General features: G+C 35.9%; 34 protein-coding genes. 2 read left to right on the top strand and 32 right to left on the bottom strand.

Going from position 1 to position 23,007, the window contains the following annotated elements:
* Window positions 1–21: 21 nt before the first annotated feature.
* The 32 genes from rplQ to rpsL form a co-directional block, all read right to left on the bottom strand.
* On the bottom strand, window positions 22–501 hold the full coding sequence (rplQ, locus tag Z054_RS0114925) for a 50S ribosomal protein L17 (RefSeq protein ID WP_024770855.1): 480 nt from the start codon (window positions 499–501) through the stop codon (window positions 22–24).
* Window positions 502–564: 63 nt separating this feature from the next.
* Window positions 565–1,557, bottom strand: a complete 993-nt coding sequence (locus tag Z054_RS0114930; RefSeq protein WP_024770856.1) for a DNA-directed RNA polymerase subunit alpha — start codon at window positions 1,555–1,557, stop codon at window positions 565–567.
* A gap of 23 nt (window positions 1,558–1,580) precedes the next feature.
* Window positions 1,581–2,186, bottom strand: coding sequence for a 30S ribosomal protein S4 (rpsD, locus tag Z054_RS0114935; protein ID WP_024770857.1), 606 nt, complete (start codon window positions 2,184–2,186; stop codon window positions 1,581–1,583).
* 132 nt (window positions 2,187–2,318) lie between these two features.
* Window positions 2,319–2,702, bottom strand: a complete 384-nt coding sequence (gene rpsK / locus Z054_RS0114940; RefSeq protein WP_024770858.1) for a 30S ribosomal protein S11 — start codon at window positions 2,700–2,702, stop codon at window positions 2,319–2,321.
* Between the two features lie 8 nt (window positions 2,703–2,710).
* A complete protein-coding gene (gene rpsM, locus Z054_RS0114945; RefSeq protein WP_024770859.1) occupies window positions 2,711–3,085 on the bottom strand; it encodes a 30S ribosomal protein S13 in 375 nt (124 codons plus the stop codon).
* A 2-nt stretch (window positions 3,086–3,087) separates the two neighbouring features.
* On the bottom strand, window positions 3,088–3,204 hold the full coding sequence (gene ykgO, locus Z054_RS28600) for a type B 50S ribosomal protein L36 (RefSeq protein ID WP_013621733.1): 117 nt from the start codon (window positions 3,202–3,204) through the stop codon (window positions 3,088–3,090).
* 117 nt (window positions 3,205–3,321) lie between these two features.
* Window positions 3,322–3,537 (bottom strand): translation initiation factor IF-1, encoded by a 216-nt coding sequence (gene infA, locus Z054_RS0114950; RefSeq protein ID WP_008613577.1) that lies wholly within the window; start codon window positions 3,535–3,537, stop codon window positions 3,322–3,324.
* Window positions 3,537–4,874, bottom strand: coding sequence for a preprotein translocase subunit SecY (secY, locus tag Z054_RS0114955; protein ID WP_024770860.1), 1,338 nt, complete (start codon window positions 4,872–4,874; stop codon window positions 3,537–3,539). Before secY ends, infA begins: the two co-directional genes overlap by 1 nt.
* Window positions 4,875–4,884: 10 nt before the next feature.
* The gene (rplO, locus tag Z054_RS0114960) at window positions 4,885–5,337 is read right to left on the bottom strand and encodes a 50S ribosomal protein L15 (RefSeq protein WP_024770861.1); all 453 of its coding nucleotides are present in this window, start codon (window positions 5,335–5,337) and stop codon (window positions 4,885–4,887) included.
* Window positions 5,338–5,346: 9 nt separating this feature from the next.
* The gene (gene rpmD, locus Z054_RS0114965) at window positions 5,347–5,526 is read right to left on the bottom strand and encodes a 50S ribosomal protein L30 (protein ID WP_024770862.1); all 180 of its coding nucleotides are present in this window, start codon (window positions 5,524–5,526) and stop codon (window positions 5,347–5,349) included.
* Window positions 5,527–5,537: 11 nt separating this feature from the next.
* A complete protein-coding gene (gene rpsE / locus Z054_RS0114970) occupies window positions 5,538–6,062 on the bottom strand; it encodes a 30S ribosomal protein S5 (RefSeq protein ID WP_024770863.1) in 525 nt (174 codons plus the stop codon).
* 6 nt (window positions 6,063–6,068) lie between these two features.
* Window positions 6,069–6,425 carry a 50S ribosomal protein L18 gene (gene rplR / locus Z054_RS0114975; RefSeq protein ID WP_024770864.1) on the bottom strand — a complete coding sequence of 119 codons (357 nt, stop codon included), beginning with the start codon at window positions 6,423–6,425 and terminating at the stop codon, window positions 6,069–6,071.
* Window positions 6,426–6,436: 11 nt separating this feature from the next.
* Window positions 6,437–6,979, bottom strand: a complete 543-nt coding sequence (gene rplF, locus Z054_RS0114980) for a 50S ribosomal protein L6 (protein ID WP_024770865.1) — start codon at window positions 6,977–6,979, stop codon at window positions 6,437–6,439.
* 20 nt (window positions 6,980–6,999) lie between these two features.
* Window positions 7,000–7,398 carry a 30S ribosomal protein S8 gene (gene rpsH / locus Z054_RS0114985; protein WP_024770866.1) on the bottom strand — a complete coding sequence of 133 codons (399 nt, stop codon included), beginning with the start codon at window positions 7,396–7,398 and terminating at the stop codon, window positions 7,000–7,002.
* Between the two features lie 70 nt (window positions 7,399–7,468).
* Complete coding sequence (gene rpsN / locus Z054_RS0114990) at window positions 7,469–7,738, bottom strand: 30S ribosomal protein S14 (RefSeq protein ID WP_024770867.1); 270 nt, start codon at window positions 7,736–7,738, stop codon at window positions 7,469–7,471.
* A gap of 2 nt (window positions 7,739–7,740) precedes the next feature.
* Window positions 7,741–8,292: a 50S ribosomal protein L5 gene (gene rplE, locus Z054_RS0114995; protein ID WP_024770868.1), complete on the bottom strand. Its 552-nt coding sequence runs from the start codon at window positions 8,290–8,292 to the stop codon at window positions 7,741–7,743.
* A 2-nt stretch (window positions 8,293–8,294) separates the two neighbouring features.
* On the bottom strand, window positions 8,295–8,606 hold the full coding sequence (gene rplX, locus Z054_RS0115000) for a 50S ribosomal protein L24 (RefSeq protein ID WP_024770869.1): 312 nt from the start codon (window positions 8,604–8,606) through the stop codon (window positions 8,295–8,297).
* A 13-nt stretch (window positions 8,607–8,619) separates the two neighbouring features.
* The gene (rplN, locus tag Z054_RS0115005; protein ID WP_024770870.1) at window positions 8,620–8,988 is read right to left on the bottom strand and encodes a 50S ribosomal protein L14; all 369 of its coding nucleotides are present in this window, start codon (window positions 8,986–8,988) and stop codon (window positions 8,620–8,622) included.
* Between the two features lie 2 nt (window positions 8,989–8,990).
* Window positions 8,991–9,248 carry a 30S ribosomal protein S17 gene (gene rpsQ / locus Z054_RS0115010; RefSeq protein WP_024770871.1) on the bottom strand — a complete coding sequence of 86 codons (258 nt, stop codon included), beginning with the start codon at window positions 9,246–9,248 and terminating at the stop codon, window positions 8,991–8,993.
* A gap of 12 nt (window positions 9,249–9,260) precedes the next feature.
* On the bottom strand, window positions 9,261–9,455 hold the full coding sequence (rpmC, locus tag Z054_RS0115015; protein ID WP_024770872.1) for a 50S ribosomal protein L29: 195 nt from the start codon (window positions 9,453–9,455) through the stop codon (window positions 9,261–9,263).
* A 12-nt stretch (window positions 9,456–9,467) separates the two neighbouring features.
* Entirely contained in the window at window positions 9,468–9,887 is a 420-nt protein-coding gene (rplP, locus tag Z054_RS0115020; protein WP_024770873.1) for a 50S ribosomal protein L16, read from the bottom strand.
* Window positions 9,888–9,907: 20 nt separating this feature from the next.
* Entirely contained in the window at window positions 9,908–10,636 is a 729-nt protein-coding gene (rpsC, locus tag Z054_RS0115025) for a 30S ribosomal protein S3 (protein WP_024770874.1), read from the bottom strand.
* Window positions 10,637–10,644: 8 nt separating this feature from the next.
* On the bottom strand, window positions 10,645–11,052 hold the full coding sequence (rplV, locus tag Z054_RS0115030; RefSeq protein ID WP_024770875.1) for a 50S ribosomal protein L22: 408 nt from the start codon (window positions 11,050–11,052) through the stop codon (window positions 10,645–10,647).
* An 8-nt stretch (window positions 11,053–11,060) separates the two neighbouring features.
* The gene (gene rpsS / locus Z054_RS0115035) at window positions 11,061–11,339 is read right to left on the bottom strand and encodes a 30S ribosomal protein S19 (protein WP_024770876.1); all 279 of its coding nucleotides are present in this window, start codon (window positions 11,337–11,339) and stop codon (window positions 11,061–11,063) included.
* A 7-nt stretch (window positions 11,340–11,346) separates the two neighbouring features.
* Entirely contained in the window at window positions 11,347–12,171 is an 825-nt protein-coding gene (gene rplB / locus Z054_RS0115040; RefSeq protein WP_024770877.1) for a 50S ribosomal protein L2, read from the bottom strand.
* A 9-nt stretch (window positions 12,172–12,180) separates the two neighbouring features.
* Complete coding sequence (rplW, locus tag Z054_RS0115045; protein WP_024770878.1) at window positions 12,181–12,471, bottom strand: 50S ribosomal protein L23; 291 nt, start codon at window positions 12,469–12,471, stop codon at window positions 12,181–12,183.
* A 5-nt stretch (window positions 12,472–12,476) separates the two neighbouring features.
* Entirely contained in the window at window positions 12,477–13,106 is a 630-nt protein-coding gene (gene rplD / locus Z054_RS0115050) for a 50S ribosomal protein L4 (protein ID WP_024770879.1), read from the bottom strand.
* Complete coding sequence (rplC, locus tag Z054_RS0115055) at window positions 13,106–13,723, bottom strand: 50S ribosomal protein L3 (RefSeq protein ID WP_024770880.1); 618 nt, start codon at window positions 13,721–13,723, stop codon at window positions 13,106–13,108. Before rplC ends, rplD begins: the two co-directional genes overlap by 1 nt.
* 179 nt (window positions 13,724–13,902) lie before the next feature.
* Entirely contained in the window at window positions 13,903–14,208 is a 306-nt protein-coding gene (rpsJ, locus tag Z054_RS0115060) for a 30S ribosomal protein S10 (protein WP_010181931.1), read from the bottom strand.
* Between the two features lie 11 nt (window positions 14,209–14,219).
* The gene (gene fusA / locus Z054_RS0115065; RefSeq protein WP_024770881.1) at window positions 14,220–16,346 is read right to left on the bottom strand and encodes an elongation factor G; all 2,127 of its coding nucleotides are present in this window, start codon (window positions 16,344–16,346) and stop codon (window positions 14,220–14,222) included.
* Between the two features lie 10 nt (window positions 16,347–16,356).
* A complete protein-coding gene (gene rpsG, locus Z054_RS0115070) occupies window positions 16,357–16,833 on the bottom strand; it encodes a 30S ribosomal protein S7 (RefSeq protein ID WP_024770882.1) in 477 nt (158 codons plus the stop codon).
* Window positions 16,834–16,856: 23 nt separating this feature from the next.
* Window positions 16,857–17,231: a 30S ribosomal protein S12 gene (gene rpsL, locus Z054_RS0115075; protein WP_024770883.1), complete on the bottom strand. Its 375-nt coding sequence runs from the start codon at window positions 17,229–17,231 to the stop codon at window positions 16,857–16,859.
* Window positions 17,232–18,286: 1,055 nt separating this feature from the next.
* On the opposite strand from rpsL, the gene Z054_RS0115080 reads away from it, so the two are divergent.
* Together Z054_RS0115080 and Z054_RS0115085 are read left to right on the top strand one after the other, a co-directional pair.
* A complete protein-coding gene (locus Z054_RS0115080; RefSeq protein WP_024770884.1) occupies window positions 18,287–21,469 on the top strand; it encodes a SusC/RagA family TonB-linked outer membrane protein in 3,183 nt (1,060 codons plus the stop codon).
* Window positions 21,470–21,480: 11 nt separating this feature from the next.
* A complete protein-coding gene (locus Z054_RS0115085) occupies window positions 21,481–22,872 on the top strand; it encodes a SusD/RagB family nutrient-binding outer membrane lipoprotein (protein ID WP_024770885.1) in 1,392 nt (463 codons plus the stop codon).
* Window positions 22,873–23,007: the final 135 nt, after the last annotated feature.

Consider the following 23,007-nt stretch of genomic DNA (forward strand, 5'->3'; position numbering starts at 1 on the left):
TGTGCGATTCGCATTTCTCATTTACTCTTCTTCAGAACTAGCGGTTTCGGTTACTGGTGCTACAGGAGCAGTCTCAGCTTTTTTTCCTTTACCACCTCTTCTTCTTGATTTCTTCTTAGCAGGCTTACCAGCATTGTATAGCTCATTGTAATCCACCAATTCGATCATAGCCATATCTGCATTATCCCCAAGACGATTACCAAGTTTTATAATTCTTGTATATCCTCCTGGTCTATCTCCTACTTTAGGAGCAACATCTCTAAACAATTCTGTTACTGCGTATTTATTACGCAATCTACTGAATACGATACGACGATTATGTGTAGTATCATCTTTAGATTTTGTCACTAATGGCTCTACAAATTGCTTAAGCGCTTTTGCTTTTGCAACTGTAGTATTGATTCTTTTATGTTCAATTAGAGAACAAGCCATATTCGCAAGCATCGCTTTACGGTGTGCTGTTTTTCTCCCTAAGTGATTTACTTTTTTTCCGTGTCTCATGACATTTTATTTTAATCATCATCTTGCTCAATCCGCCTCATGCAGAGAGCAAACTATGATGAGTTAGTCTTTATCTAATTTGTATTTTGAAAGGTCCATACCAAAGTTAAGCCCTTTAACATTCACTAATTCTTCAAGTTCTGTTAAAGATTTCTTACCAAAGTTACGGAACTTCATTAAGTCATTTTTATTGTAAGATACCAAATCTCCCAAAGTATCTACCTCTGCAGCTTTTAAACAGTTAAGAGCACGTACAGAAAGATCCATATCGATCAATTTAGTTTTTAACAACTGTCTCATGTGAAGTGATTCTTCATCATAAGTTTCTGTTTGTGCAATTTCATCAGCTTCTAATGTAATACGCTCATCAGAGAATAGCATGAAGTGATGGATTAATATTTTAGCAGCTTCGGTTAATGCGTCTTTTGGATGAATAGATCCGTCTGTTACAATTTCGAAAACTAATTTTTCGTAATCTGTTTTTTGCTCTACACGATAGTTCTCAATGCTATACTTAACATTTTTGATTGGAGTGTAAATAGAATCTGTAAAAATGGTTCCAATAGGAGCGTTAGCTTTCTTATTTTCTTCAGCAGGAACATAACCTCTACCTTTTTCGATAGTAATTTCTAGGTTAAGTGCTACTTTTTTATCCATGTTACAGATTACAAGATCAGGATTTAACACCTGGAATCCAGAAATAAATTTCTGAAAATCACCAGCAGTTAATTGCTCTTGACCCGAAATAGAGATTGTAACAGATTCATTATCTATATCTTCTATTTGACGCTTAAAACGTACTTGCTTAAGATTTAAGATAATCTCGGTAACATCTTCTACTACTCCAGAGATCGTAGAGAACTCATGATCTACACCTTCTATTCTAAGAGAAGTTATAGCGAATCCCTCTAAAGAAGATAGCAAAACTCTTCGCAAAGCGTTACCAACTGTTAATCCGTACCCAGGTTCTAATGGTCTAAATTCAAATTTACCATCGAACTCTGTGGAGTCGATCATGATAACTTTATCGGGCTTCTGAAAATTTAATATTGCCATGTTATTGTTTCTTCTTTGAGTTATTACTTAGAGTATAATTCGACGATGAATTGTTCATTGATATTTTCCGGAATCTGAATTCTTGCCGGAACAGATACAAAAGTACCTTCTTTAGTATCATTATTGAACGTAATCCACTCATACACTTTGCTATTATTAGCTAGTGAGTTTTGAATTACTTCTAATGATTTTGATTTTTCTCTTACTCCAACAACATCTCCTGCTTTTAATTGATAAGAAGGGATGTTAACTTGTTGTCCGTTAACAGTTACATGCCTGTGAGAAACTAACTGTCTTGCTCCTCTACGAGAATTTGCTAACCCCATTCTGAATACTACATTATCCAAACGAGATTCACAAAGTTGAAGTAATACTTCACCAGTAATTCCTTGAGAACGTGTTGCTTTTTCGAACATGTTACGGAACTGACGTTCTAAAACACCATACGTATACTTTGCTTTTTGCTTTTCCATTAACTGGATAGCATATTCACTTTTCTTTCCTCTACGTCTGTTATTTCCGTGTTGTCCCGGTGGGTAATTTCTTTTTTCGAATGACTTATCGTCTCCGAATATCGCTTCACCAAATTTACGAGCGATTTTAGTTTTTGGACCAGTATATCTTGCCATTATTAATAATTTAGTTACTTAGGATGATTATGAATTAAGGTCTCTTTCCTTCGATAATCAATATTCCTAATTTAGATTTACCTATTGTTGTTTATATATAAAAGATCCCGAAATTAAAATTCGGGATAAAAATTATACTCTACGTCTTTTTGGAGGACGGCATCCATTATGCGGCATTGGAGTAACATCAATAATTTCTGAAACCTCTATACCAGCATTATGAAGAGAACGTATTGCTGATTCTCTACCATTACCAGGACCTTTAACATATACTTTCACCTTCTTAAGTCCAGCCTCGATAGCTACTTTAGAAGCATCTTCTGCGGCTAATTGGGCAGCATAAGGAGTATTCTTCTTAGAACCTCTAAAACCCATTTTACCAGCAGAAGACCAAGAAATAACGTCTCCCTTTTTATTTGTTAACGAAATAATTATGTTGTTAAAAGAAGCTGTTACGTGCGCTTCTCCTACAGATTCAACAATTACTTTACGTTTTTTTGAAGTTGACTTTGCCATACTACTTATTATTTAGTTGCTTTTTTCTTGTTAGCAACTGTTTTTCTTCTTCCTTTACGTGTTCTAGAATTGTTCTTAGTGCGTTGTCCTCTAAGTGGCAAACCAGCTCTATGACGGATACCTCTATAACACCCAATATCCATAAGACGTTTGATGTTTAATTGTACCTCAGAACGTAATTCTCCTTCAATAGTATAGACTCCAACAGCTTCACGGATACGACCTATTTGATCATCATCCCAGTCTGAAACTTTTACACTTTCATCTACTTTGGCAGTTTCTAAAATTTCTTTAGCTCTACTTCTACCAATTCCGAAGATATAGGTTAATGCTATAACTCCTCGCTTTTGTTTAGGTATATCTACCCCTGCAATTCTTGCCATAATTACCCTTGTCTTTGTTTAAATCTAGGATTCTTTTTATTAATTACGTAAAGTCGGCCTTTTCTACGCACAATCTTGCACTCGGCACTTCTCTTTTTTATTGATGCTCTAACTTTCATCTCTTTGTTTTTAGTTTCCAAAACATACAAATTATATCTTTTGGAGGTATCAGTAACAAGATTTTTCGGCCTGCAAAAGTACACAAAAAATCTTAATTTACAATAATCTTAAATTATTTAGTATCTATATGTTATACGAGCCTTTGTTAAATCATAAGGACTCATTTCTAACTTCACCTTATCTCCTGGTAATAATTTAATGTAATGCATACGCATTTTACCAGATATATGAGCTGTCACTACGTGACCATTTTCCAGTTCTACACGAAACATTGCATTTGATAATGCTTCGATGATACTTCCGTCTTGTTCTATTGCTGGTTGTTTTGCCATTATGCTACTGCTTTACGGTTTTTACCAGTTTTCATTAATCCATCATAATGCCTGTTTAACAAGTATGAATTAACCTGTTGCATTGTATCGATCGCTACACCTACCATAATAAGTAGAGAAGTTCCTCCGAAAAACAATGCCCAACCTTGTTGTACATTCAATAACTTAACTGCTATTGCAGGAAATACTGCAATTAACGCTAAGAATATTGATCCTGGTAATGTGATCTGAGACATGATTTTATCTAAATATTCTGATGTTTCACTTCCTGGTCGAATACCCGGAATAAAACCACCACTACGCTTCAAATCATCCGCCATTTTATTAGTTGGCACCGTGATAGCCGTATAAAAATATGTAAATATGATAATCAATACTGCAAACAAAACATTATACCAAAATCCAAAAATATCACTAAATGCTGCAGCAATACCTTGAGAGGTTTCTGAATCTGACAGACCAGCTACAGCAGCAGGCACAAACATAATTGCTTGAGCAAAAATGATAGGCATTACTCCTGAAGCGTTCAATTTTAAAGGTATGTACTGACGAGATCCAAAGACATTCTTCTCATACCCTCCTCCGGCTGTTCTTCTAGCATATTGAACTGGTATTTGACGTACAGCCATAACCAATAACACTGATGCTAGTATAATCACAAACCAGATAACCAGTTCTATTAATACCATAATCATTCCTCCTCCATCTCCTGAAGTTCTTGATGCAAAGTTTTGCACAAATGATTGTGGTAGCGTAGCAATAATACCAACCATAATTAAGAGGGAGATACCATTACCTATACCTTTATCTGTAATTTTTTCACCTAACCACATTGCAAAAATACAACCTGTAGATATAATGATTACAGAAGACACAACGAAAACTGTTTGATTAGGAACTACAAAAGCTTCTGCCGGAAGTGTTGCAAACAGGTTATAAATATATCCTGGTCCTTGAACCAAAGTAATAGCGATAGTTAACCAACGAGTAATTTGGTTGATCTTTTTTCTACCACTTTCTCCTTCTTTTTGTAGTTTTTGTAAATAAGGAATTGCTATTCCCATTAACTGAACTACAATCGAGGCTGATATATACGGCATAATACCTAATGCAAATACTGAAGCGTTAGCGAAAGCTCCTCCTGTAAACGCATTAAGTAACCCCAACAAACCATCTTGAGTTTGTGTTCCCAGGTTTGCTAATTCTGAAGCATCTATTCCTGGAAGTACTATTTGCGCCCCAAATCGATATACTAAAAGTAATCCCAGTGTAACTAAGATTCTATTCTTTAGTTCTTCGATTTTCCAAATGTTTTTTATTGTGTCAATAAATTTCATGAATTGTCTATTATAAGGTTACTGCTTCACCACCTGCTGCTTCTATAGCAGCTTTTGCAGTGGCTGTAAATTTGTGAGCTGAAACTTTTAATTTTGCTTTCAGTTCACCTCTTCCCAATATTTTAACCAAATCATTTTTCCCCGCCAAGCCTGTAGTTAAAATAACATCTAGATCAACAGTATCTTTAATTTTGCCATCATCTACTAATTTCTGTAGTGTGTCTAAATTAATCCCTTGATACTCTTTTCTATTAATGTTTTTAAAACCAAATTTTGGCACACGTCTTTGAAGTGGCATTTGCCCTCCTTCAAAACCTATCTTTTTAGAATATCCAGAACGTGATTTTGCTCCTTTATGTCCACGAGTAGCAGTTCCTCCCTTTCCAGAACCTTGTCCACGACCTACTCGTTTGCTATTGTTTTTTACCGAACCTGCAGCAGGTTTTAAGTTACTTAAATCCATGTGCTTTTATTATTTTGTTTCTATCGAAACTAAATGTTTAACTTTATTTACCATCCCAAGGATATTAGGAGTATCTTCATGCTCCACAACCTGGCCGATCTTTTTAAGACCTAGAGCCTCTAGGGTCCTCTTCTGTCTTTGAGTACGGTTAATCGCACTTTTTACTTTAGTAATTTTAATCTTTGCCATCGTTCCTGAATTTATCCTTTAAACACTTTCTCTAGTGAAACTCCACGTTGAGTTGCTACTTGTTGCGCACTACGCAATTGTAACAGAGCATCAAACGTTGCTTTCACCACATTGTGAGGGTTAGACGATCCTTGGTTTTTAGAAAGTACATCATGCACTCCTACTGATTCTAATACTGCACGGATTGCTCCACCAGCAATTACCCCGGTACCTGTAGCAGCAGGTAAGAGTAATACTCTTGCACCACCGTACTTACCTTTTTGTTCATGAGGTAATGTACCTTTATGTAATGGAATACGAACCAAATTCTTTTTTGCATCTTCTACTGCCTTAGAGATAGCTTCTGCTACTTCTTTAGACTTACCTAAACCGTGACCTACAACACCGTTTTCGTCACCTACAACAACTATAGCCGAGAAACCAAATGCTCTACCACCTTTAGTTACTTTAGTTACACGTTGTACACCAACTAGACGATCTTTAAGTTCAAGCCCGCTTGGTTTTACTAATTCTGCGTTTTTATATTTTTGATACATATTTTCTTAGAATTTAAGTCCTGCTTCTCTAGCACCGTCTGCTAATGATTTTACTCTACCGTGATACAAATACCCTCCTCTATCAAAGGATACTGTTTCTACACCAGCTTTCTTAGCTTTTTCAGCAAGCGCTTTACCTACTAAGTTTGCTTTTTCTATCTTACTTCCTGTTGCTGAAGCAATGTCTTTATCTCTTGAAGAAGCAGCACTGATTGTTTTACCAGTTACATCATCTATGACTTGTGCATAGATTTCTTTATTACTTCTAAAAACAGATAATCTAGGACGTTGTTCTGTACCGCTTACATTTCCGCGGATACGCTTTCTTATCTTTAATCTTCTTAAATCTTTTGAGAATGCCATAACGTTAGTTATTATGCAGATTTACCTGCTTTTCTTCTTAATTGTTCTCCTACGAATTTGATACCTTTTCCTTTATAAGGCTCTGGTTTACGGAAGCCTCTAATCTTAGCTGCTACCTGACCCACCAATTGCTTATCATGAGAGGTTAATTTTACTATAGGGTTTTTACCTTTTTCTGAAATAGTTTCGACCTTAACTTCTGGTGCTATATCTAAAACTATATTATGAGAGAATCCCAAAGCCAAGTCTAATTTTTGACCTTGATTAGAAGCTCTATAACCAACCCCTACCAATTCTAACTCTTTGCTAAATCCTTCAGAAACACCATTGACCATATTATTAATCAAAGCTCTATATAAACCGTGCTTCGCTTTATGATCTTTGGCTTCACTAGGTCTTTCAAAAACAACCTGGCCATCTTCGACTTTCACTTCGATACTATCGATTTCTTGAGAAAGCTCTCCTAATTTTCCTTTAACAGTAACAACATTACCTGTCACTTCAACAGTGACACCAGACGGAATAGTTACTGGATTTTTTCCTATTCTTGACATTTCTTTTGTCTTTTATACTGTTAATATACGTAACAAAGTACTTCACCACCTACATTCTCATGCTTTGCACGTTTACCGGTCATTACACCATGAGAAGTAGAGATTATCGCAACACCTAATCCGTTAAGAATTCTTGGGATATCATTAGACCCTGCATACTTACGTAATCCTGGCTTACTGATTCTCTGTAATTCTTTAATAACTGGTTCTTTAGTTATCTTATCGTATTTAAGTGCTATTTTGATAGTACCTTGTGTTGTATTATCTTCAAATTTATAACTTAAAATATATCCTTGATTGAATAATATTTTAGTGATCTCTTTTTTAACCTTCGATGCAGGAATTTCAACTACTCTGTGTTGAGCACTATTTGCATTACGAATTCTGGTTAAATAATCTGCTATAGGATCTGTATTCATTGTTTATAATTTATGGTTTTGGTTTTCAATTTTTTTAATTGAACCTTAAACCAATTAATTTACTTTATTATTACCAACTAGCTTTTGTTACTCCCGGAATTAATCCTTTGTTTGCCATCTCTCTGAATGTTACACGAGAAATTCCAAATTGACGCATATATCCTTTTGGTCTTCCTGTTAACTTGCATCGATTATGCTTACGAACTGGTGAAGCATTTTTAGGCAATTTCTGTAATGCATCATAATCTCCAGCTTCTTTTAAAGCCTTACGTTTCTCTGCATATTTTTCTACAGTCTTAGCTCTCTTCACCTCACGGGCTTTCATTGATTCTTTAGCCATAATTAATTCTTTTTAAAAGGTAATCCTAGTTCGGTTAACAATGATTTTGCTTCTTTATCGGTTTTTGCCGAAGTTTCGAAGGTAACATTCATTCCAGAAATCTTATTCACTTTATCGATATCGATTTCAGGGAAAATAATCTGTTCCAGAACTCCTAAAGAGTAATTACCTCTACCATCAAAACCTGTAGCTTTAATTCCGTTAAAATCTCTAACACGTGGTAAAGCTGAAGTAATTAGACGATCTAAAAATTCATACATTCTTTCTCCTCTTAACGTAACCTTTGCCCCAATCGGCATTCCTTTACGTAATTTGAAAGAAGCAACATCCTTTTTAGAAATCGTTGATATAGCTTTCTGACCTGTTATATTTGTTAATTCGTCTACTGCATAGTCGATTAACTTCTTATCAGCTACTGCTGCTCCAACACCTCTACTTAAAACTATTTTTTTAAGCTTTGGTACTTGCATTACATTATCATAGCTGAATTCTTCTGTAAGAGCTGACACTACTCTGTCTTTATACTCTTGTTTTAATCTTGGGATATAAGCCATAATTATATTACTTCATTAGATTTTTTAGAAAATCTCACTTTCTTATCTCCTTCTACTCTATATCCAACTCTTGTTGTTTCACCTTTAGCGGTTAACAATGATAAATTAGAAATATGAATAGCTGCTTCTTGTTTTACAATACCACCTTGTGGATTTGTAGCACTAGGCTTCTGGTGTTTTGACACTAAGTTCACACCTTCTACGATTGCCTTGTTTTTATCTTTCAATACTTTTTGTACTGTTCCCTCTTGACCTTTATTGTCTCCAGCGATAACTCGTACTGTATCTCCTGATTTTATTTTTAGCTTTGTCATCTTTACAAATGTTTTAAAGCACTTCTGGCGCTAGTGAAACAATCTTCATGAATTGCTTATCACGAAGCTCTCTTGCAACAGGACCAAATACACGTGTTCCTCTCATTTCTCCTGTAGGAGTCAATAGAACACACGCATTATCATCAAAACGGATATAAGAACCGTCCGGTCTGCGCACTTCTTTTTTGGTACGAACTACAACTGCAGTTGAAACTGCTCCTTTTTTAATGTTTCCATTTGGAGTTGCTTCTTTTACACTGACAACGATTTTGTCTCCTACAGAGGCGTATCTTCTTTTTGTACCGCCTAAAACACGAATGACTAAAACTTCTTTTCCACCTGTGTTATCGGCTACTTTTAATCTAGACTCTTGTTGTACCATAATTACTTCGCTCTTTCAATTACTTCTACTAATCTCCAGCATTTGGTTTTACTCATAGGTCTTGTTTCCATGATCTTTACAGTATCACCAATATTGCAGTCGTTTTTCTCGTCGTGTGCAACGTATTTTTTCGTTTTTAACACGAACTTTCCGTACATAGGGTGTTTTACTTTTTTAACTTCAGCAACCACAATGGATTTCTGCATTTTGTTACTAGTAACAACTCCTATACGCTCTTTTCTTAAATTTCTTTTTTCCATCTTTCAGCAGAATTAACCGTTTAATTCTCTTTTTGTTAGCTCTGTAGCCATTCTTGCAATAGATCTTCTTACTTTACGTAATTGTAAAGGGTTTTCTAACGGAGACATAGCGTGAGCCATTCTTAAATCTGAATACGCTTTTTGAGTTTTACCAAGTTCCTCTTGTAATTCAGCTGTAGATAATTCTTTTACTTCTGATTGTTTCATAATCCTCAAATATTAAGCTTGATAATCTCTAGCTACGATAAACTTAGTTTTTACAGGAAGTTTTTGAGCTGCCAGACGTAAAGCTTCTTTGGCTACGTCATAAGGCACTCCACTTATTTCAAATAATATTCTTCCTGGTCTTACTACTGCTGCCCAATACTCAACAGCACCTTTTCCTTTACCCATACGTACTTCGAGAGGTTTCTTGGTGATCGGCTTGTCTGGGAAAATTTTAATCCACAGAGAACCTTCTCTCTTCATATAACGAGTAGCAGAAATACGAGCTGCCTCTATTTGTCTAGCAGTAACAAAACTTGAATCTAATGATTTGATTCCGAAAGTACCGTTAGAAAGTGTATGTCCTCTTTGAGAAAGACCTTTCATACGTCCTTTTTGTTGCTTACGGAATTTTGTTCTTTTAGGCTGTAACATTGTTAATTTACTTTAAAAAATTACTTTCTACGACGTGATTTGTTATTACCTCCACCACTTCGTCCACCTCTGTCACCTTTTCCTTGTTTTTTGGATAAACCAACCAAAGGAGAAAGCTCTCTTTTACCATATACTTCACCTTTCATGATCCATACTTTAACACCCAATCTACCATAAGTAGTGTGAGATTCTACTAAAGCATAATCAATATCGGCTCTAAATGTTGATAAAGGAATACGACCATCTTTATAAGACTCTGTACGTGCCATTTCTGCACCGTTCAAACGTCCCGAAATCTGGATTTTGATACCTTCTGCATTCATTCTCATTGCTGCCGCAATAGCCATTTTAATAGCACGACGATATGAGATACGGCTTTCGATTTGTCTTGCAACACTCGATCCTACCAAAAATGCATCAAGTTCTGGTCTTTTGATTTCAAAAATATTGATCTGAACTTCCTTTTCAGTAATTTTCTTAAGCTCTTCTTTCAACTTGTCTACCTCTTGACCACCTTTTCCGATAATGATACCAGGTCTGGCAGTAGTGATAGTAACGGTTACAAGTTTAAGCGTACGCTCAATAATTACTCTAGATACACTAGCTTTTGATAAACGTGCGTGTACATACTTTCTAATCTTATCGTCTTCGGCAAGTTTATCACCGTAGTCATTACCTCCGTACCAGTTGGATTCCCATCCTCTGATAATACCAAGGCGATTTCCGATTGGATTTGTCTTCTGTCCCATAGTTTATATTAGCTTTGTGTATTATTGTTTGCTGCAACCACTATTGTTACGTGGTTAGAGCGTTTTCTTATTCTGTGCGCGCGACCCTGTGGAGCAGGACGAAGTCTTTTTAACATACTTCCTCCATCTACACGAATCTCTTTTACAAAAAGATCTGCATCTTCGATGCTAGCGTCTTCATTTTTCGCCTGCCAGTTTGCTATTGCCGAAAGCAATAACTTTTCTAAACGACGTGATGCTTCTTTAGGGTTAAATCTAAGAATATGAAGCGCCTTTTCAACTTTTACACCACGAACCAAATCTGCTACTAAACGCATCTTACGAGGTGACGTAGGGCAGTTATTAAGTTTAGCAAAAGCAATTTGCTTTTTCTCTTCCTTAATTCTTTCTGCCATTTCTCTTTTACGAACTCCCATGACTTAAATTATTTTTTACCTTTATTTTTAGCACCAGCGTGTCCTCTAAAGGAACGTGTTGGCGAAAATTCTCCTAATTTATGACCTACCATATTCTCGGTAATGTATACCGGTACAAACTGGCGACCATTATGAACTGCAATTGTTTGCCCTACAAAGTCAGGAGTAATCATAGATGCTCTAGACCAAGTCTTAATAACAGACTTCTTATTAGCTTCTACATTTGCAGCTACTTTTTTCTCTAACTTATAGTGAACGTAAGGTCCTTTTTTTAATGAACGTGCCATATCTTAATTATTTCTTTCTACGTTCTACAATATACTTATTACTCGCTTTCGTCTTAGAACGGGTTCTGAATCCTTTTGCAGGAAGACCTTTTCTAGAACGTGGGTGACCTCCAGAAGAACGTCCTTCACCACCACCCATTGGGTGATCAACAGGGTTCATCGCTACTGGTCTTGTACGAGGACGACGACCTAACCATCTTGTTCTACCCGCTTTACCTCCTACGATCAATTGATGATCACTATTAGATATAGCACCAATGGTAGCCATACAGTTAACCAATATCATTCTCACTTCACCAGAAGGTAATTTTACCGTAGCAAACTTACCATCTCTAGCCATAAGCTGAGCGAATGATCCAGCACTACGCGCCATAACAGCACCTTGACCTGGACGTAACTCTATACAAGAAATGATCGTACCTAGTGGAATATCACTAAGTGGCATAGCGTTACCGATTTCTGGAGCAATATCACTACCAGAAACGATATTCTGACCTACCTGTAAACCATTTTGAGCGATAACATAGCGCTTTTCACCATCTTGGTAATTTAGCAACGCTATAAATGCAGTTCTGTTTGGATCGTATTCTATTGTAGCAACGGTAGCAGGAATTCCTTGCTTATCTCGTTTAAAATCAATGATACGATACCTTTTTTTATGACCACCACCTTTGTAGCGCATGGTCATTTTTCCTTGACTGTTTCTACCTCCAGATCTTTTTTTCGGAGCCAATAGGCTTTTTTCCGGCTTATCAGTAGTAATGGCGTCATATCCATTTACTACTCTAAAACGCTGACCTGGGGTAATTGGCTTTAATTTTCTTACTGACATTTCTTAGTCTTAAAGATTACTATATAAATCAATTACTTCACCTTCCGCCACCTGTACAATTGCCTTTTTATAAGCACTTGTTTTACCAGTAACCATACCTGTTTTTGTATAACGAGTATTACGGTCTGGACGGACATTTATTGTTCGAACCTTAGTAACAGATACACCATAAGCAGCTTCAACTGCTTTTTTGATCTCTACCTTATTCGCTTTCTTGTCTACTACAAAACCATAGCGATTAAACACTTCACTATCTGCAGTAGCCTTTTCTGTAATAATAGGTTTTATTAAGATACTCATGGCTTCTATTTACTTAAATTCGTTTCAATTCCTTTCAAAGAACTTTCCAAAAACACAACATTATTCGCATTAAGTATTTTGTAAGTACTTAATTCCGAGGAAGTTATGACTTCTGAACTTTTCAAATTGCGTGACGACAAATATACATTTTTATTCGACTCTGCCAACACAAACAAAGATTTTTTGTTTTCAAGCCCTAAAGACTTTAAAACTGCTGTAAAATTCTTAGTTTTTACTGTATCAAAAGTAAAGTCTTCGATTACAGTTATTGCTTTGTCATTTGCCTTAATACTTAGCGCAGATCTACGCGCTAATCTCTTCAAGTTCTTATTTAATTTAAAAGAGTAGCTACGTGGTCTTGGACCAAAAACTCTACCTCCACCTTTAAATATAGGAGACTTTATACTACCTGCTCTCGCGGTACCTGTCCCTTTTTGTTTCTTTATTTTTCTAGTACTACCTACAATCTCTGCACGTTCCTTAGCTTTATGAGTACCTTGACGTTGATTAGCCAAGTATTGCTTCACATCTAAGTATACAGCATGATCATTTGGTTCTATACCAAAAACAGCGTCTGAAAGGTCTGCCTTTCTTCCTGTTTCTTTTCCGTTTATATCAATTACCGCTACTTTCATTACTTCTGAATCGTTACATAAGCGTTTTTATGTCCAGGAACACATCCTTTAACAACAAGTATGTTCTTTTCAGGAACTACTTTTAACACTCTTAAGTTTTGAATTTTTACTTGCTCTCCACCCATTCTTCCTGCCATTTTCATTCCTTTGAAAACTCTTGCAGGATATGATGCAGCACCGATAGAACCTGGAGCTCTTAAACGGTTATGCTGACCGTGAGTTGCTTGACCAACACCACCAAAATTGTGTCTCTTCACAACCCCTTGAAAACCTTTTCCTTTTGAGGTTGCTGACACATCAACAAATTCTCCTTCGGCAAAGTGTTCAACAGTTACTGTATCTCCTAATTTGTACTCCTCATCAAAACCTTTGAATTCGACAACTTTACGTTTAGCAACAGTTCCTGCTTTCTTAAAGTGACCTAAAGCCGCTTTAGTAGCATTTTTGTCTGCTTTGTCATCGAAACCTAGCTGAACAGCTTCATAACCGTCAACCTCTTCAGTTCTGACTTGGGTTACCACACATGGTCCAGCTTCGATTACTGTACATGGAATATTCTTTCCATTTTCATCGAAGATGCTGGTCATGCCGATCTTTTTTCCTATTAACCCAGACATATTTAATTATTTATTAATGATTTACTTATTCTCTATTGAAATTACTTTCAATTTATTTTATTCTTTTACAAAAAAACAGGGTCAAAATACTTTCAACCCTGAATGTATTTTTTTGCCGTTTTTCCCTTGCATACAGCTTGGGACATTTTATTGTAAGCGCACTTACTCTTAAAGCTTTATCACACTTTAATCTCCACTTCTACTCCACTTGGTAATTCCAGCTTCATCAACGCATCAATCGTTTTTGAAGAAGAGCTATAGATATCCAAAAGTCTTTTATAAGAACTTAATTGGAATTGCTCTCTGGATTTTTTGTTTACGTGTGGAGAACGAAGCACAGTAAAAATTTTCTTATGTGTTGGTAAAGGAATTGGCCCAGTTACTACAGCTCCTGTACTCTTTACCGTCTTTACGATTTTCTCAGCAGACTTATCTACTAAGTTATGATCGTAAGATTTTAGTTTTATTCTGATTTTTTGACTCATTTCTGTAATAATTAAGCGTTAACTCCTTTTGCTGCAGCAATTACTTCTTCTGAAATATTAGAAGGAGTTTCTGCATAGTGAGAAAATTCCATTGTAGACGTTGCTCTACCAGATGACAATGTTCTTAATGTTGTTACATATCCAAACATTTCAGAAAGTGGAACAGTTGCTTTTACAGTTTTTGCACCTGCACGGTCTCCCATATCACTTACTTGTCCTCTACGACGGTTAAGATCACCTACGATATCACCCATATTTTCTTCTGGAGTAATAACCTCTAATTTCATAATTGGCTCCATAATTACGGCTTTAGCAGCTTTTGCTGAATTCTTAAACCCTAATTTAGCAGCTAATTCAAAAGATAGTTGATCAGAATCCACATCGTGATAAGATCCGTCAGTCAATGTTACTTTAATAGCATCAACTTCGTAACCGGCTAAAGGTCCATTTACCATCGCCATTTTGAAACCTTTCTCTATAGAAGGAACAAATTCTTTTGGTACGTTTCCACCTTTTATCTTATTAATAAACTCAAGTCCAACTACACCTTCATCTGCTGGTTCAATTGTAAATACAATATCTGCAAATTTTCCTCGTCCACCAGATTGCTTCTTGTACACTTCTCTATGTTCTGCTACAGCAGTAATAGCTTCTTTGTACTCTACTTGTGGTTGACCTTGATTTACTTCAACTTTAAATTCTCGTTTTAAACGATCTACAATAACATCTAAGTGAAGTTCACCCATTCCAGATATAATAGTCTGTCCTGAAGCTTCATCCGAACGTACTGTAAATGTTGGATCTTCTTCAGCCAATTTTCCTAAGCCAATCCCTAATTTATCAACATCTGCCTTAGTCTTAGGCTCAACCGCGATACCAATTACGGGATCCGGAAAGTCCATAGATTCTAAAACAATAGGGTTTTTCTCATCTGTAAGCGTATCTCCTGTTTTGATAGATTTAAATCCAACAGCAGCTCCAATATCTCCAGCTTCTATATAGTCAATTGCATTTTGCTTATTAGCATGCATTTGATAGATACGAGAAATACGTTCTTTTTTACCAGAACGATTGTTTAACACATAAGAACCTGCGTCTAAACGGCCAGAATAAGCTCTAAAGAATGCCAAACGTCCCACAAAAGGATCTGTAGCAATTTTAAAAGCTAAAGCCGCAAAAGGCTCCTTTACATCTGGTTTACGTATTTCTTCTTGATCTGTATTAGGATTTATACCTGCAATACCTTCTTTATCCGTTGGAGAAGGTAAATAACGACATACCGCATCTAATAAAAACTGAACACCTTTATTTTTAAATGCAGATCCACAGATCATAGGAATAATACTCATATCCATTACAGCAGCTCTAAGTGCAGCATGCACTTCTTCTTCTGTAATCGATTCTTCATCTTCCATATATTTTTCAAGAAGATCCTCATCATACGCAGCAACTTCTTCAATAAGTTTACCACGAAGCATTCTTGCTTCTTCTTTAAGATCATCTGGAATATCAATAACATCAAACGTTGATCCCTGCCCTTCTTCATGCCATACAATAGCACGATTCTTTACTAAATCAACAATTCCTTTAAAATCTTCTTCGTCACCAATATTTAATACAATAGGCACTGCATTAGAACCTAGCATATCTTTAACCTGCTGACATACTTCCATAAAATTAGATCCTTGACGATCCATTTTATTTACAAAACCGATTCTTGGTACTTTATAATTATCGGCAAGTCTCCAGTTAGTTTCTGATTGTGGTTCTACCCCATCAACAGCACTAAACAAAAACACCAACCCATCAAGTACACGTAAAGAACGGTTTACCTCTACGGTAAAATCAACGTGACCCGGGGTATCAATTATATTAAAATGGTATCCTTTAGTATCATCTACTGGTTTACCATTTTCTGTTGGAAAGTTCCATTCACAGGTTGTAGCAGCAGAGGTAATCGTAATACCACGCTCTTGCTCTTGCTCCATCCAGTCCATCGTAGCTGCGCCATCATGAACCTCACCAATTTTATGACTCACCCCTGTATAATAAAGAATACGTTCGGTGGTTGTAGTTTTCCCTGCGTCAATATGCGCAGCAATTCCTATATTTCTAGTATATTTTAAATCTCTAGCCATTTCTTAATGATTAAAATCTAAAGTGAGAGAATGCTTTGTTTGCCTCAGCCATTTTATGAGTATCTACTCTTTTCTTAACAGCAGCTCCTTCTTCTTTTTCTGCAGCTATAATCTCTGCAGCAAGTTTCTGAGCCATAGATTTCTCATTTCTTTTACGTGAAAATTGAATCAACCACTTCATAGCAGTAGATATTTTACGATCTGGTCTGATTGGGTTAGGAATCTGAAAAGTAGCTCCTCCTACACGGCGGCTTCTAACCTCTACGTGAGGCATTACATTAGATAATGCATCTTTCCAAATTTCTAAAGACGTTTTTTCGTCATTTTGTTTTTTCTCTTCTACAATATCGATTGCATCATAGAATATTTTGAAAGCTGTCGATTTCTTTCCATCCCACATCATCATGTTCACAAAACGTGTAACTAATTGATCGTTAAAACGTGGATCTGGCAAAATCGGTCTTTTTTTAGCCTTTCTTTTTCTCATGTCTTCTTCTTAAAGTTTTTTAATTACTTCTTAGGGCGTTTAGCACCATACTTAGATCTACGTTGTGTCCTTCCTTCTACACCTGCGGTGTCTAAAGCTCCACGAACAATGTGATATCTAACTCCTGGTAAATCTTTTACCCTTCCACCTCTAACTAATACTATCGAGTGCTCCTGGAGATTGTGACCTTCACCACCGATGTACGCATTTACTTCTTTACCATTTGTTAACCTAACACGAGCTACTTTACGCATAGCTGAATTTGGTTTTTTTGGTGTAGTAGTATAAACACGTGTACAAACACCGCGGCGTTGCGGGCACGAATCCAAAGCAGCCGATTTACTCTTCTTAGTTATTTTGGCTCTACCTTTTCTTACTAATTGTGAAATTGTTGGCATAATTTGCTTTACACTATTATTAAAATTTAAAAAAATATCCCTTTTAAAGGGCTGCAAAGGTAGAATTATTTTTCAGCAAATCAAATCCTAAGGGATTAATTTTTATTCCTTTATGTATGTTACCCAAAACAAATGAGGTAAAACAACCACACTAACTACAAAATCAACAACAAAAACATCTTATTTTAACTTCAATAGAAAATAAGTATATTACATATATAATGTACACATGTACGCCTATTATAATATATCATATTAACTCTATAATTTTCAATGCTCATCTTTTCACACCACTAATATCTTTGATTATCACATTTCACTCCTATCTAAAGACCGCCAACAACAGTAATTAGAAAATAACCTAAACCCGAAACATATTACAATCACATCCCTTAGGTCGCCATTAATTAGGCACTTGTCACCTATGAGTCAGAATAACATTTTTATTGCATCATTAAATTCTTAGGTTTTCTCATTCAAAAAAACATCCTCCAACAGCAACACTTAAATATATAAGGTATTGATTAATCCAATTACTTATCATTATTACATTATCACATGAAAACTCATTGATATAATAAAACATATAGTAATAAAGAACAACCTATATATAGAATTTGATGTCTTTTAAATACCAAAAAACACCAATTTTTAGCTCTTTAAGCTGGCAAATGGTTAATATTTCACTATCTCAACACCCCAAAACGACTCATCTATCATCATAATTAACAAGAAGAAATCTTTATTTAACACAAACAGGAAACCTTTATCAGAAAGCTCTTATATTTTTATACCATTAACCAAACAAGCTTCAAATCTATAGAAGCGCACACCAACACCACACTACAAACGATCAAAGAAGTTGTTCATTATGTGATACTTAATAATCCTAAAAACATAAAAAATCTTATAAACACCCCACACCCCTCCTACAACAACGCCAAACAATTTTGGATACATCACAGCAGCTACAATTTAAATTTTAATAACAAAAAGTTGTTTTATAAAGATATTATTATGATTTTTGGAACTGGCTAATTCAAATAAATTGTAAAATGAGAACAAAGTTTAGTGGAATTCTAACGCTATTACTAGCGTTTGTTGTGCAATTCACTTTTGCACAGGAAAAAACAGTTTCAGGAACTGTGACCGATGATAAAGGGTTACCTCTTCCTGGAGTTAATGTTGTTGTAAAAAATACAGCAAGTGGTACTCAAACTGATTTTGATGGGAACTATTCCCTTCAAGCGAATCGGGGAGGAGTACTTTCTTTCAGCTATGTCGGATTCGACACGAAAGATGTAGTAATTGGGGATGGTAACTCAATTAATGTTCAACTATCTACTTCAGCTTCAGAGCTAGAAGAGGTTATTGTAACAGCAAGAGGTATTAAGGCTAAACCAAGGTCTTTAAGTTATGCCATTGCTACAGTATCAGATGATGAAATCGAAAACACCGGAGAGGTTAACTTAGTAAGTTCCTTAACGGCGAAAGCCCCAGGGGTTTCGGTTGTTTCGTCTTCAGGTTCTGTTGGAGCATCCGCGAACATAAGAATTCGTGGTAATACTTCTATTACAAGAAGTAACTCTCCTCTATTTATTGTTGATGGTGTGCCTATTGATAATTCAACTACTGGAAATGGTACTGGAGGTGCAGATAACTCAAACAGAGCTATTGATATCAACCAAAATGATATCGAAAGCATTTCAATCCTTAAAGGTATTGCTGCACAAACATTATATGGTTTAAGAGCTGCAAATGGTGTTGTAATCATTACTACCAAAAAAGGAAAAAGTGGCGCTCCTACCGTTTCTATCAATTCAACTGTACAGATTAGTGAGATTACTCAAACACCTGATATACAAAAGCAGTATGCTCAAGGTAGACCTGTAGGTGGTGTTGCTACTCACAGAGGCCCAGAGACTCGTGAAGGGTTTAGCTGGGGTCCAGCAATTTCTAATCTTGAATTCGATGGTGCGACAGATTATCCTTTTAGTAGATTTGGTAGATTAGTACCCGCAGGAACAGGAAATGGTCGTGCTGCAGAAGCATATGACAATGTCGACAATTTTTTTGTAAAAGGTTTATTAACGGATTTAAATGTATCTGTAAGAGGTGGAACTGAAACTGTAAGATATTATATATCTGGAGGTAAATTAGACCAAACTGGTGTTGCTCCTACTGAGGATTTTGGTAAAAAGTCTTTTAGAGCAGATATAACAGCAGATCTTTCTGATAAGTTTGAAATCTCTGCAAGTGGTTCTTTCGTAAATTCTGGTGGACAAAGAGTACAAAGAGGTTCTAATATCTCTGGTATTATGTTAGGTTTATTAAGAACTACTCCTACTTTTGATAATGGTAACGGGTTGACAGGTAGAGAAGCTGCTTCAAATCCTAGTGCGTATGAAATACCTCTACTGGGAACACAAAGAAGTTATAGAGCTGGTGTTTACGATAATCCATATTGGACCGTAGCAAAAAACCCGTCATTTGATGACGTAAATAGATTTATTGGTAGACTATCTTTTGAATATAGACCAATGGATTGGTTAACATTACAAGGTAGGTATGCATATGATAGATATAGCGATGTAAGAAAAGCCGGAGAAGACAAAAATTCTGCCAACAATCCTGATGGTAGAGTATTTGATGATAATATCTTCAATGAAGATATTACCACCAACTTTATGGCATTATTTAATAAAGACATATCCGAAACAATTACATTTAATGCAATACTTGGATATGAGAATTATAGTTCTGATTACCTTAGAAGAAACGTTCGAGGGGATGCTATGACCGTACCTGGATTCTTTGATGTATCGAATACAGCTACTCAAGTTAATAACAATAGTGTATTCAGAAAGAAATTAGACGCAGTTTTTGCTGATGCAAAATTTGGATTTAATGATATGTTTTTCATAAATGGTTCTGTTAGAAATGACTGGTCTTCTACTCTTCCTGTAGATAACAATGATTTCTTATCGTATAGTGGCGGTCTTAGTTTTGTTTTTAGTGAACTTTTTGAAAGTGAACTAGTAAACTACGGAAAATTAAGAGCTTCTTATGGTAGAACTGGTAATGACGCTCCTATCTATGCAACTCAAACTTTTTATAACGCTGGAGTCGCTGGTGGTGATGGTTTCATAGGAAACAACAATTTCCCATTATTTGGAGCAGTTGGTTTTGAAAGAACCGGAACAGCAGGAAGTACTGGTATACAGCCTGAGGAAACTACAGAATTTGAATTTGGTGGAGAAATAAAATTCTTTAACTCAAGAATAGGATTAGACATTACTTATTATAACAAAGAAACAACTGGCCAAGTATTTCCTGTAGACACGGCTCCGTCTACCGGATTTAATGGTCGTAATATTAATGCTGGTAAAATAGAAAATAAAGGGTTTGAGATAGGTGCAAATTTCGTACCAGTTCGTACTGATGATTTCTCATGGAATATTGATGTAAACTGGACCACTTATGAGTCAAAAGTTATTGAACTTGCTCCTGGAGTTGAGTCATTTACATTAAATGGATTTACTTCAGTTTCTTCTAGAGTAATTCCTGGCGAATCATATGGAGCACTCTTTGGAGATAAATGGTTAAGAAATGATGCTGGCCAAGTACTTATTGATGATAATGGTTTCCCAATAGTTGATCCAACATCTGGTGTAATTGGTGATCCAATTCCAGATTGGCAAATGGGGATTAAGAATACTGTTACTTATAAGAATCTTTCTTTAGGTTTCTTATTTGATATCAGAGAAGGTGGTGATATATGGTGTGGTACTTGTGGTATTGTTAATTACTTTGGAGTGGGTCAAGAAACCGCTGACCAAAGAAATGTTACTGATTTCGTATTTGATGGAGTTGTACAATCTACTGGTCAAACAAACACGCAACAAGTTGCTTTAGCAGATCCTGCTGCCGGTTTAGGTGGTAACAGATGGGTAAGATATGGTTTTGGTGGAGTAGGAGAAGATAGTGTTTATGATGCATCTTGGGTTCGTCTAAGAGAAGCTTCATTAACATATAACTTTGGAGAAAAGTTATTAAATGGAACACCTCTTTCTTCTGGTTCTCTTACAGTATCAGGAAGAAACTTATGGTTAAGCACTGACTATCCCGGTGTTGATCCTGAAACTAACTTAACTGGAGCTTCTAATGGTATTGGTCTAGATTATTTTAATCAGCCTAATACAAGAAGTTATGCTGTTTCACTTAAACTTAATTTCTAAAAAAAGTAAAAATGAAAAAAACATATAAAATCAATAAGGTTTTTATTCTCATGATGGCAACAGCAATGATGTTGGTATCATGTGAGTATGGTACCACAAATGATGATCCTACAAGAATTAGTGGAGACGCGGTACCTACACTGGCAATTATGCCAATAATGCAAATACAATCGCATAGAAACATTACTGCAGGGTTAGGACGTTTGTCTGGTATCGTTACACAGCAATGGATCGGTTTTGATGCACAACAAGTAGCATACACAAGTTACGCAATAGGAGAAACTGATATAGAAAATTTCTGGAACAATGGAATATATGTTGGTTCTATGAGAGATTGTATAGATATCATAAACAGAACCAGTGATACGGAAGGAGTAAACACAAGAGGTGTTGCAAAAATATATCTTGCAGCTAATTTAGGTATGGCAACCAATTCATGGGGTGACATTCCTTTCTCCGAAGCTTTTCAAGGAGTTGATCATTTATTCCCTAAGTATGATTCTCAAGAATTTATATATTCAGAAATAATCAGATTACTAAATGAGGCCGAAGCTGATTTACTAGCTACTGATAACCTTGGAGGTATTCAGGGAAGTTTAATCTCTCTAAGCAATGCAGGTTGGATTAGAGTAGCTAATGCCTTAAAAGCACGTTATCTTATTCAACTTACCAAAAGAGATCCTCAAGCATCAACAAAGGCATTAGCTGCCATAGCTAACGCAATGGGAAGTAATGCAGATCAAGCACAATTCGATTTTGAAAATTCTCAAAATGGTGCTAATGCATTAGCTTTATTTGGCCAAGGAAGACCAAACACTATGATCATTGATCCTCAATTTGCTACGCTTATGACAGGAGATCCAAGACAGGATTTATACATGACAGAAGATGATGGAGATTTCTTATTTTATGATGGTTCTGAAGATTTATTCTGGGCACAATTTGATTCTCCTGGTTTGTTAATGACTTATGCTGAGCAGAAGTTTATTGAAGCTGAAGCTCTTGAGCGTAATGGTGGTGACGGTACAGCTGCATTAGTAGCTGGTGTAACTGCAAATATGGAGTTCATTGGTGTACCTGCTGCTGATATTGCAACATATACTGGTGCTTTAGCATTAGGTGGTACTCTTGATGCTGATATCGAAACTATTATCGGTGAAAAATACAAAGCTCTTTATGGTAACACTCCTATCGAAGTATGGAATGATTACAGAAGAACAGGATTCCCTACTTTAACAGCAAATGCAGATGGAGTGAATGGGTTCAACCCTTCTGGTGTTATCCCAAGACGTTGGTTATATCCAATTTCTGAAAGAGTATCTAATCCAGATTCTTTCCAAGCTGCTATTACTGCACAAGGAGGTCATTTATTAGATGTAGATATGTGGGCTTATAAAAATTAAGTCAAATAAATAATAAAGATTCGAAAGAGGCTATCCAATGGATAGCCTCTTTTTTTTTACTTTATCAAAAAACACACATACCTATATATTTAATTCCCTCAATAGGTATCTCTCCCTTATCCAATTAGCACTCTA

This window comes from Aquimarina macrocephali JAMB N27, from assembly GCF_000520995.1.
GTDB lineage: Bacteria > Bacteroidota > Bacteroidia > Flavobacteriales > Flavobacteriaceae > Aquimarina > Aquimarina macrocephali.

Bases quoted from the DNA above. Each gene is read 5' to 3' on its own strand.
- Z054_RS0115085 (WP_024770885.1), top strand. From the start codon at position 21,481: ATGAAAAAAACATATAAAATCAATAAGGTTTTTATTCTCATGATGGCA.
- rplN (WP_024770870.1), bottom strand. From the start codon at position 8,988: ATGGTACAACAAGAGTCTAGATTAAAAGTAGCCGATAACACAGGTGGA.
- Z054_RS0115080 (WP_024770884.1), top strand. From the start codon at position 18,287: ATGAGAACAAAGTTTAGTGGAATTCTAACGCTATTACTAGCGTTTGTT.
- Z054_RS0114930 (WP_024770856.1), bottom strand. From the start codon at position 1,557: ATGGCAATATTAAATTTTCAGAAGCCCGATAAAGTTATCATGATCGAC.
- ykgO (WP_013621733.1), bottom strand. From the start codon at position 3,204: ATGAAAGTTAGAGCATCAATAAAAAAGAGAAGTGCCGAGTGCAAGATT.
- rpsG (WP_024770882.1), bottom strand. From the start codon at position 16,833: ATGAGAAAAAGAAAGGCTAAAAAAAGACCGATTTTGCCAGATCCACGT.
- rplV (WP_024770875.1), bottom strand. From the start codon at position 11,052: ATGGGAGTTCGTAAAAGAGAAATGGCAGAAAGAATTAAGGAAGAGAAA.
- rpsS (WP_024770876.1), bottom strand. From the start codon at position 11,339: ATGGCACGTTCATTAAAAAAAGGACCTTACGTTCACTATAAGTTAGAG.
- rpmD (WP_024770862.1), bottom strand. From the start codon at position 5,526: ATGGCAAAGATTAAAATTACTAAAGTAAAAAGTGCGATTAACCGTACT.
- rpsC (WP_024770874.1), bottom strand. From the start codon at position 10,636: ATGGGACAGAAGACAAATCCAATCGGAAATCGCCTTGGTATTATCAGA.
- fusA (WP_024770881.1), bottom strand. From the start codon at position 16,346: ATGGCTAGAGATTTAAAATATACTAGAAATATAGGAATTGCTGCGCAT.
- rplX (WP_024770869.1), bottom strand. From the start codon at position 8,606: ATGACAAAGCTAAAAATAAAATCAGGAGATACAGTACGAGTTATCGCT.
- rplF (WP_024770865.1), bottom strand. From the start codon at position 6,979: ATGTCAAGAATAGGAAAAAATCCAGTAACTATTCCGTCTGGTGTCACT.
- rplW (WP_024770878.1), bottom strand. From the start codon at position 12,471: ATGAGTATCTTAATAAAACCTATTATTACAGAAAAGGCTACTGCAGAT.
- rpsE (WP_024770863.1), bottom strand. From the start codon at position 6,062: ATGTATCAAAAATATAAAAACGCAGAATTAGTAAAACCAAGCGGGCTT.
- rpmC (WP_024770872.1), bottom strand. From the start codon at position 9,455: ATGAAACAATCAGAAGTAAAAGAATTATCTACAGCTGAATTACAAGAG.
- rpsL (WP_024770883.1), bottom strand. From the start codon at position 17,231: ATGCCAACAATTTCACAATTAGTAAGAAAAGGTAGAGCCAAAATAACT.
- rplB (WP_024770877.1), bottom strand. From the start codon at position 12,171: ATGTCAGTAAGAAAATTAAAGCCAATTACCCCAGGTCAGCGTTTTAGA.
- rpsN (WP_024770867.1), bottom strand. From the start codon at position 7,738: ATGGCTAAAGAATCAATGAAAGCCCGTGAGGTGAAGAGAGCTAAGACT.
- rpsQ (WP_024770871.1), bottom strand. From the start codon at position 9,248: ATGGAAAAAAGAAATTTAAGAAAAGAGCGTATAGGAGTTGTTACTAGT.
- rplQ (WP_024770855.1), bottom strand. From the start codon at position 501: ATGAGACACGGAAAAAAAGTAAATCACTTAGGGAGAAAAACAGCACAC.
- rplC (WP_024770880.1), bottom strand. From the start codon at position 13,723: ATGTCTGGGTTAATAGGAAAAAAGATCGGCATGACCAGCATCTTCGAT.
- rpsM (WP_024770859.1), bottom strand. From the start codon at position 3,085: ATGGCAAGAATTGCAGGGGTAGATATACCTAAACAAAAGCGAGGAGTT.
- rplE (WP_024770868.1), bottom strand. From the start codon at position 8,292: ATGGCTTATATCCCAAGATTAAAACAAGAGTATAAAGACAGAGTAGTG.
- rpsD (WP_024770857.1), bottom strand. From the start codon at position 2,186: ATGGCAAGATATACTGGTCCAAAAACTAAAATCGCTCGTAAATTTGGT.
- rplD (WP_024770879.1), bottom strand. From the start codon at position 13,106: ATGAAAGTAGCGGTAATTGATATAAACGGAAAAGAAACAGGAAGAAAG.
- rplP (WP_024770873.1), bottom strand. From the start codon at position 9,887: ATGTTACAGCCTAAAAGAACAAAATTCCGTAAGCAACAAAAAGGACGT.
- rpsJ (WP_010181931.1), bottom strand. From the start codon at position 14,208: ATGAGTCAAAAAATCAGAATAAAACTAAAATCTTACGATCATAACTTA.
- rplO (WP_024770861.1), bottom strand. From the start codon at position 5,337: ATGGATTTAAGTAACTTAAAACCTGCTGCAGGTTCGGTAAAAAACAAT.
- rpsH (WP_024770866.1), bottom strand. From the start codon at position 7,398: ATGAATACAGATCCTATAGCAGATTATTTAACCAGAATTCGTAATGCA.
- secY (WP_024770860.1), bottom strand. From the start codon at position 4,874: ATGAAATTTATTGACACAATAAAAAACATTTGGAAAATCGAAGAACTA.
- infA (WP_008613577.1), bottom strand. From the start codon at position 3,537: ATGGCAAAACAACCAGCAATAGAACAAGACGGAAGTATCATCGAAGCA.
- rplR (WP_024770864.1), bottom strand. From the start codon at position 6,425: ATGGCATTCTCAAAAGATTTAAGAAGATTAAAGATAAGAAAGCGTATC.
- rpsK (WP_024770858.1), bottom strand. From the start codon at position 2,702: ATGGCAAAGTCAACTTCAAAAAAACGTAAAGTAATTGTTGAATCTGTA.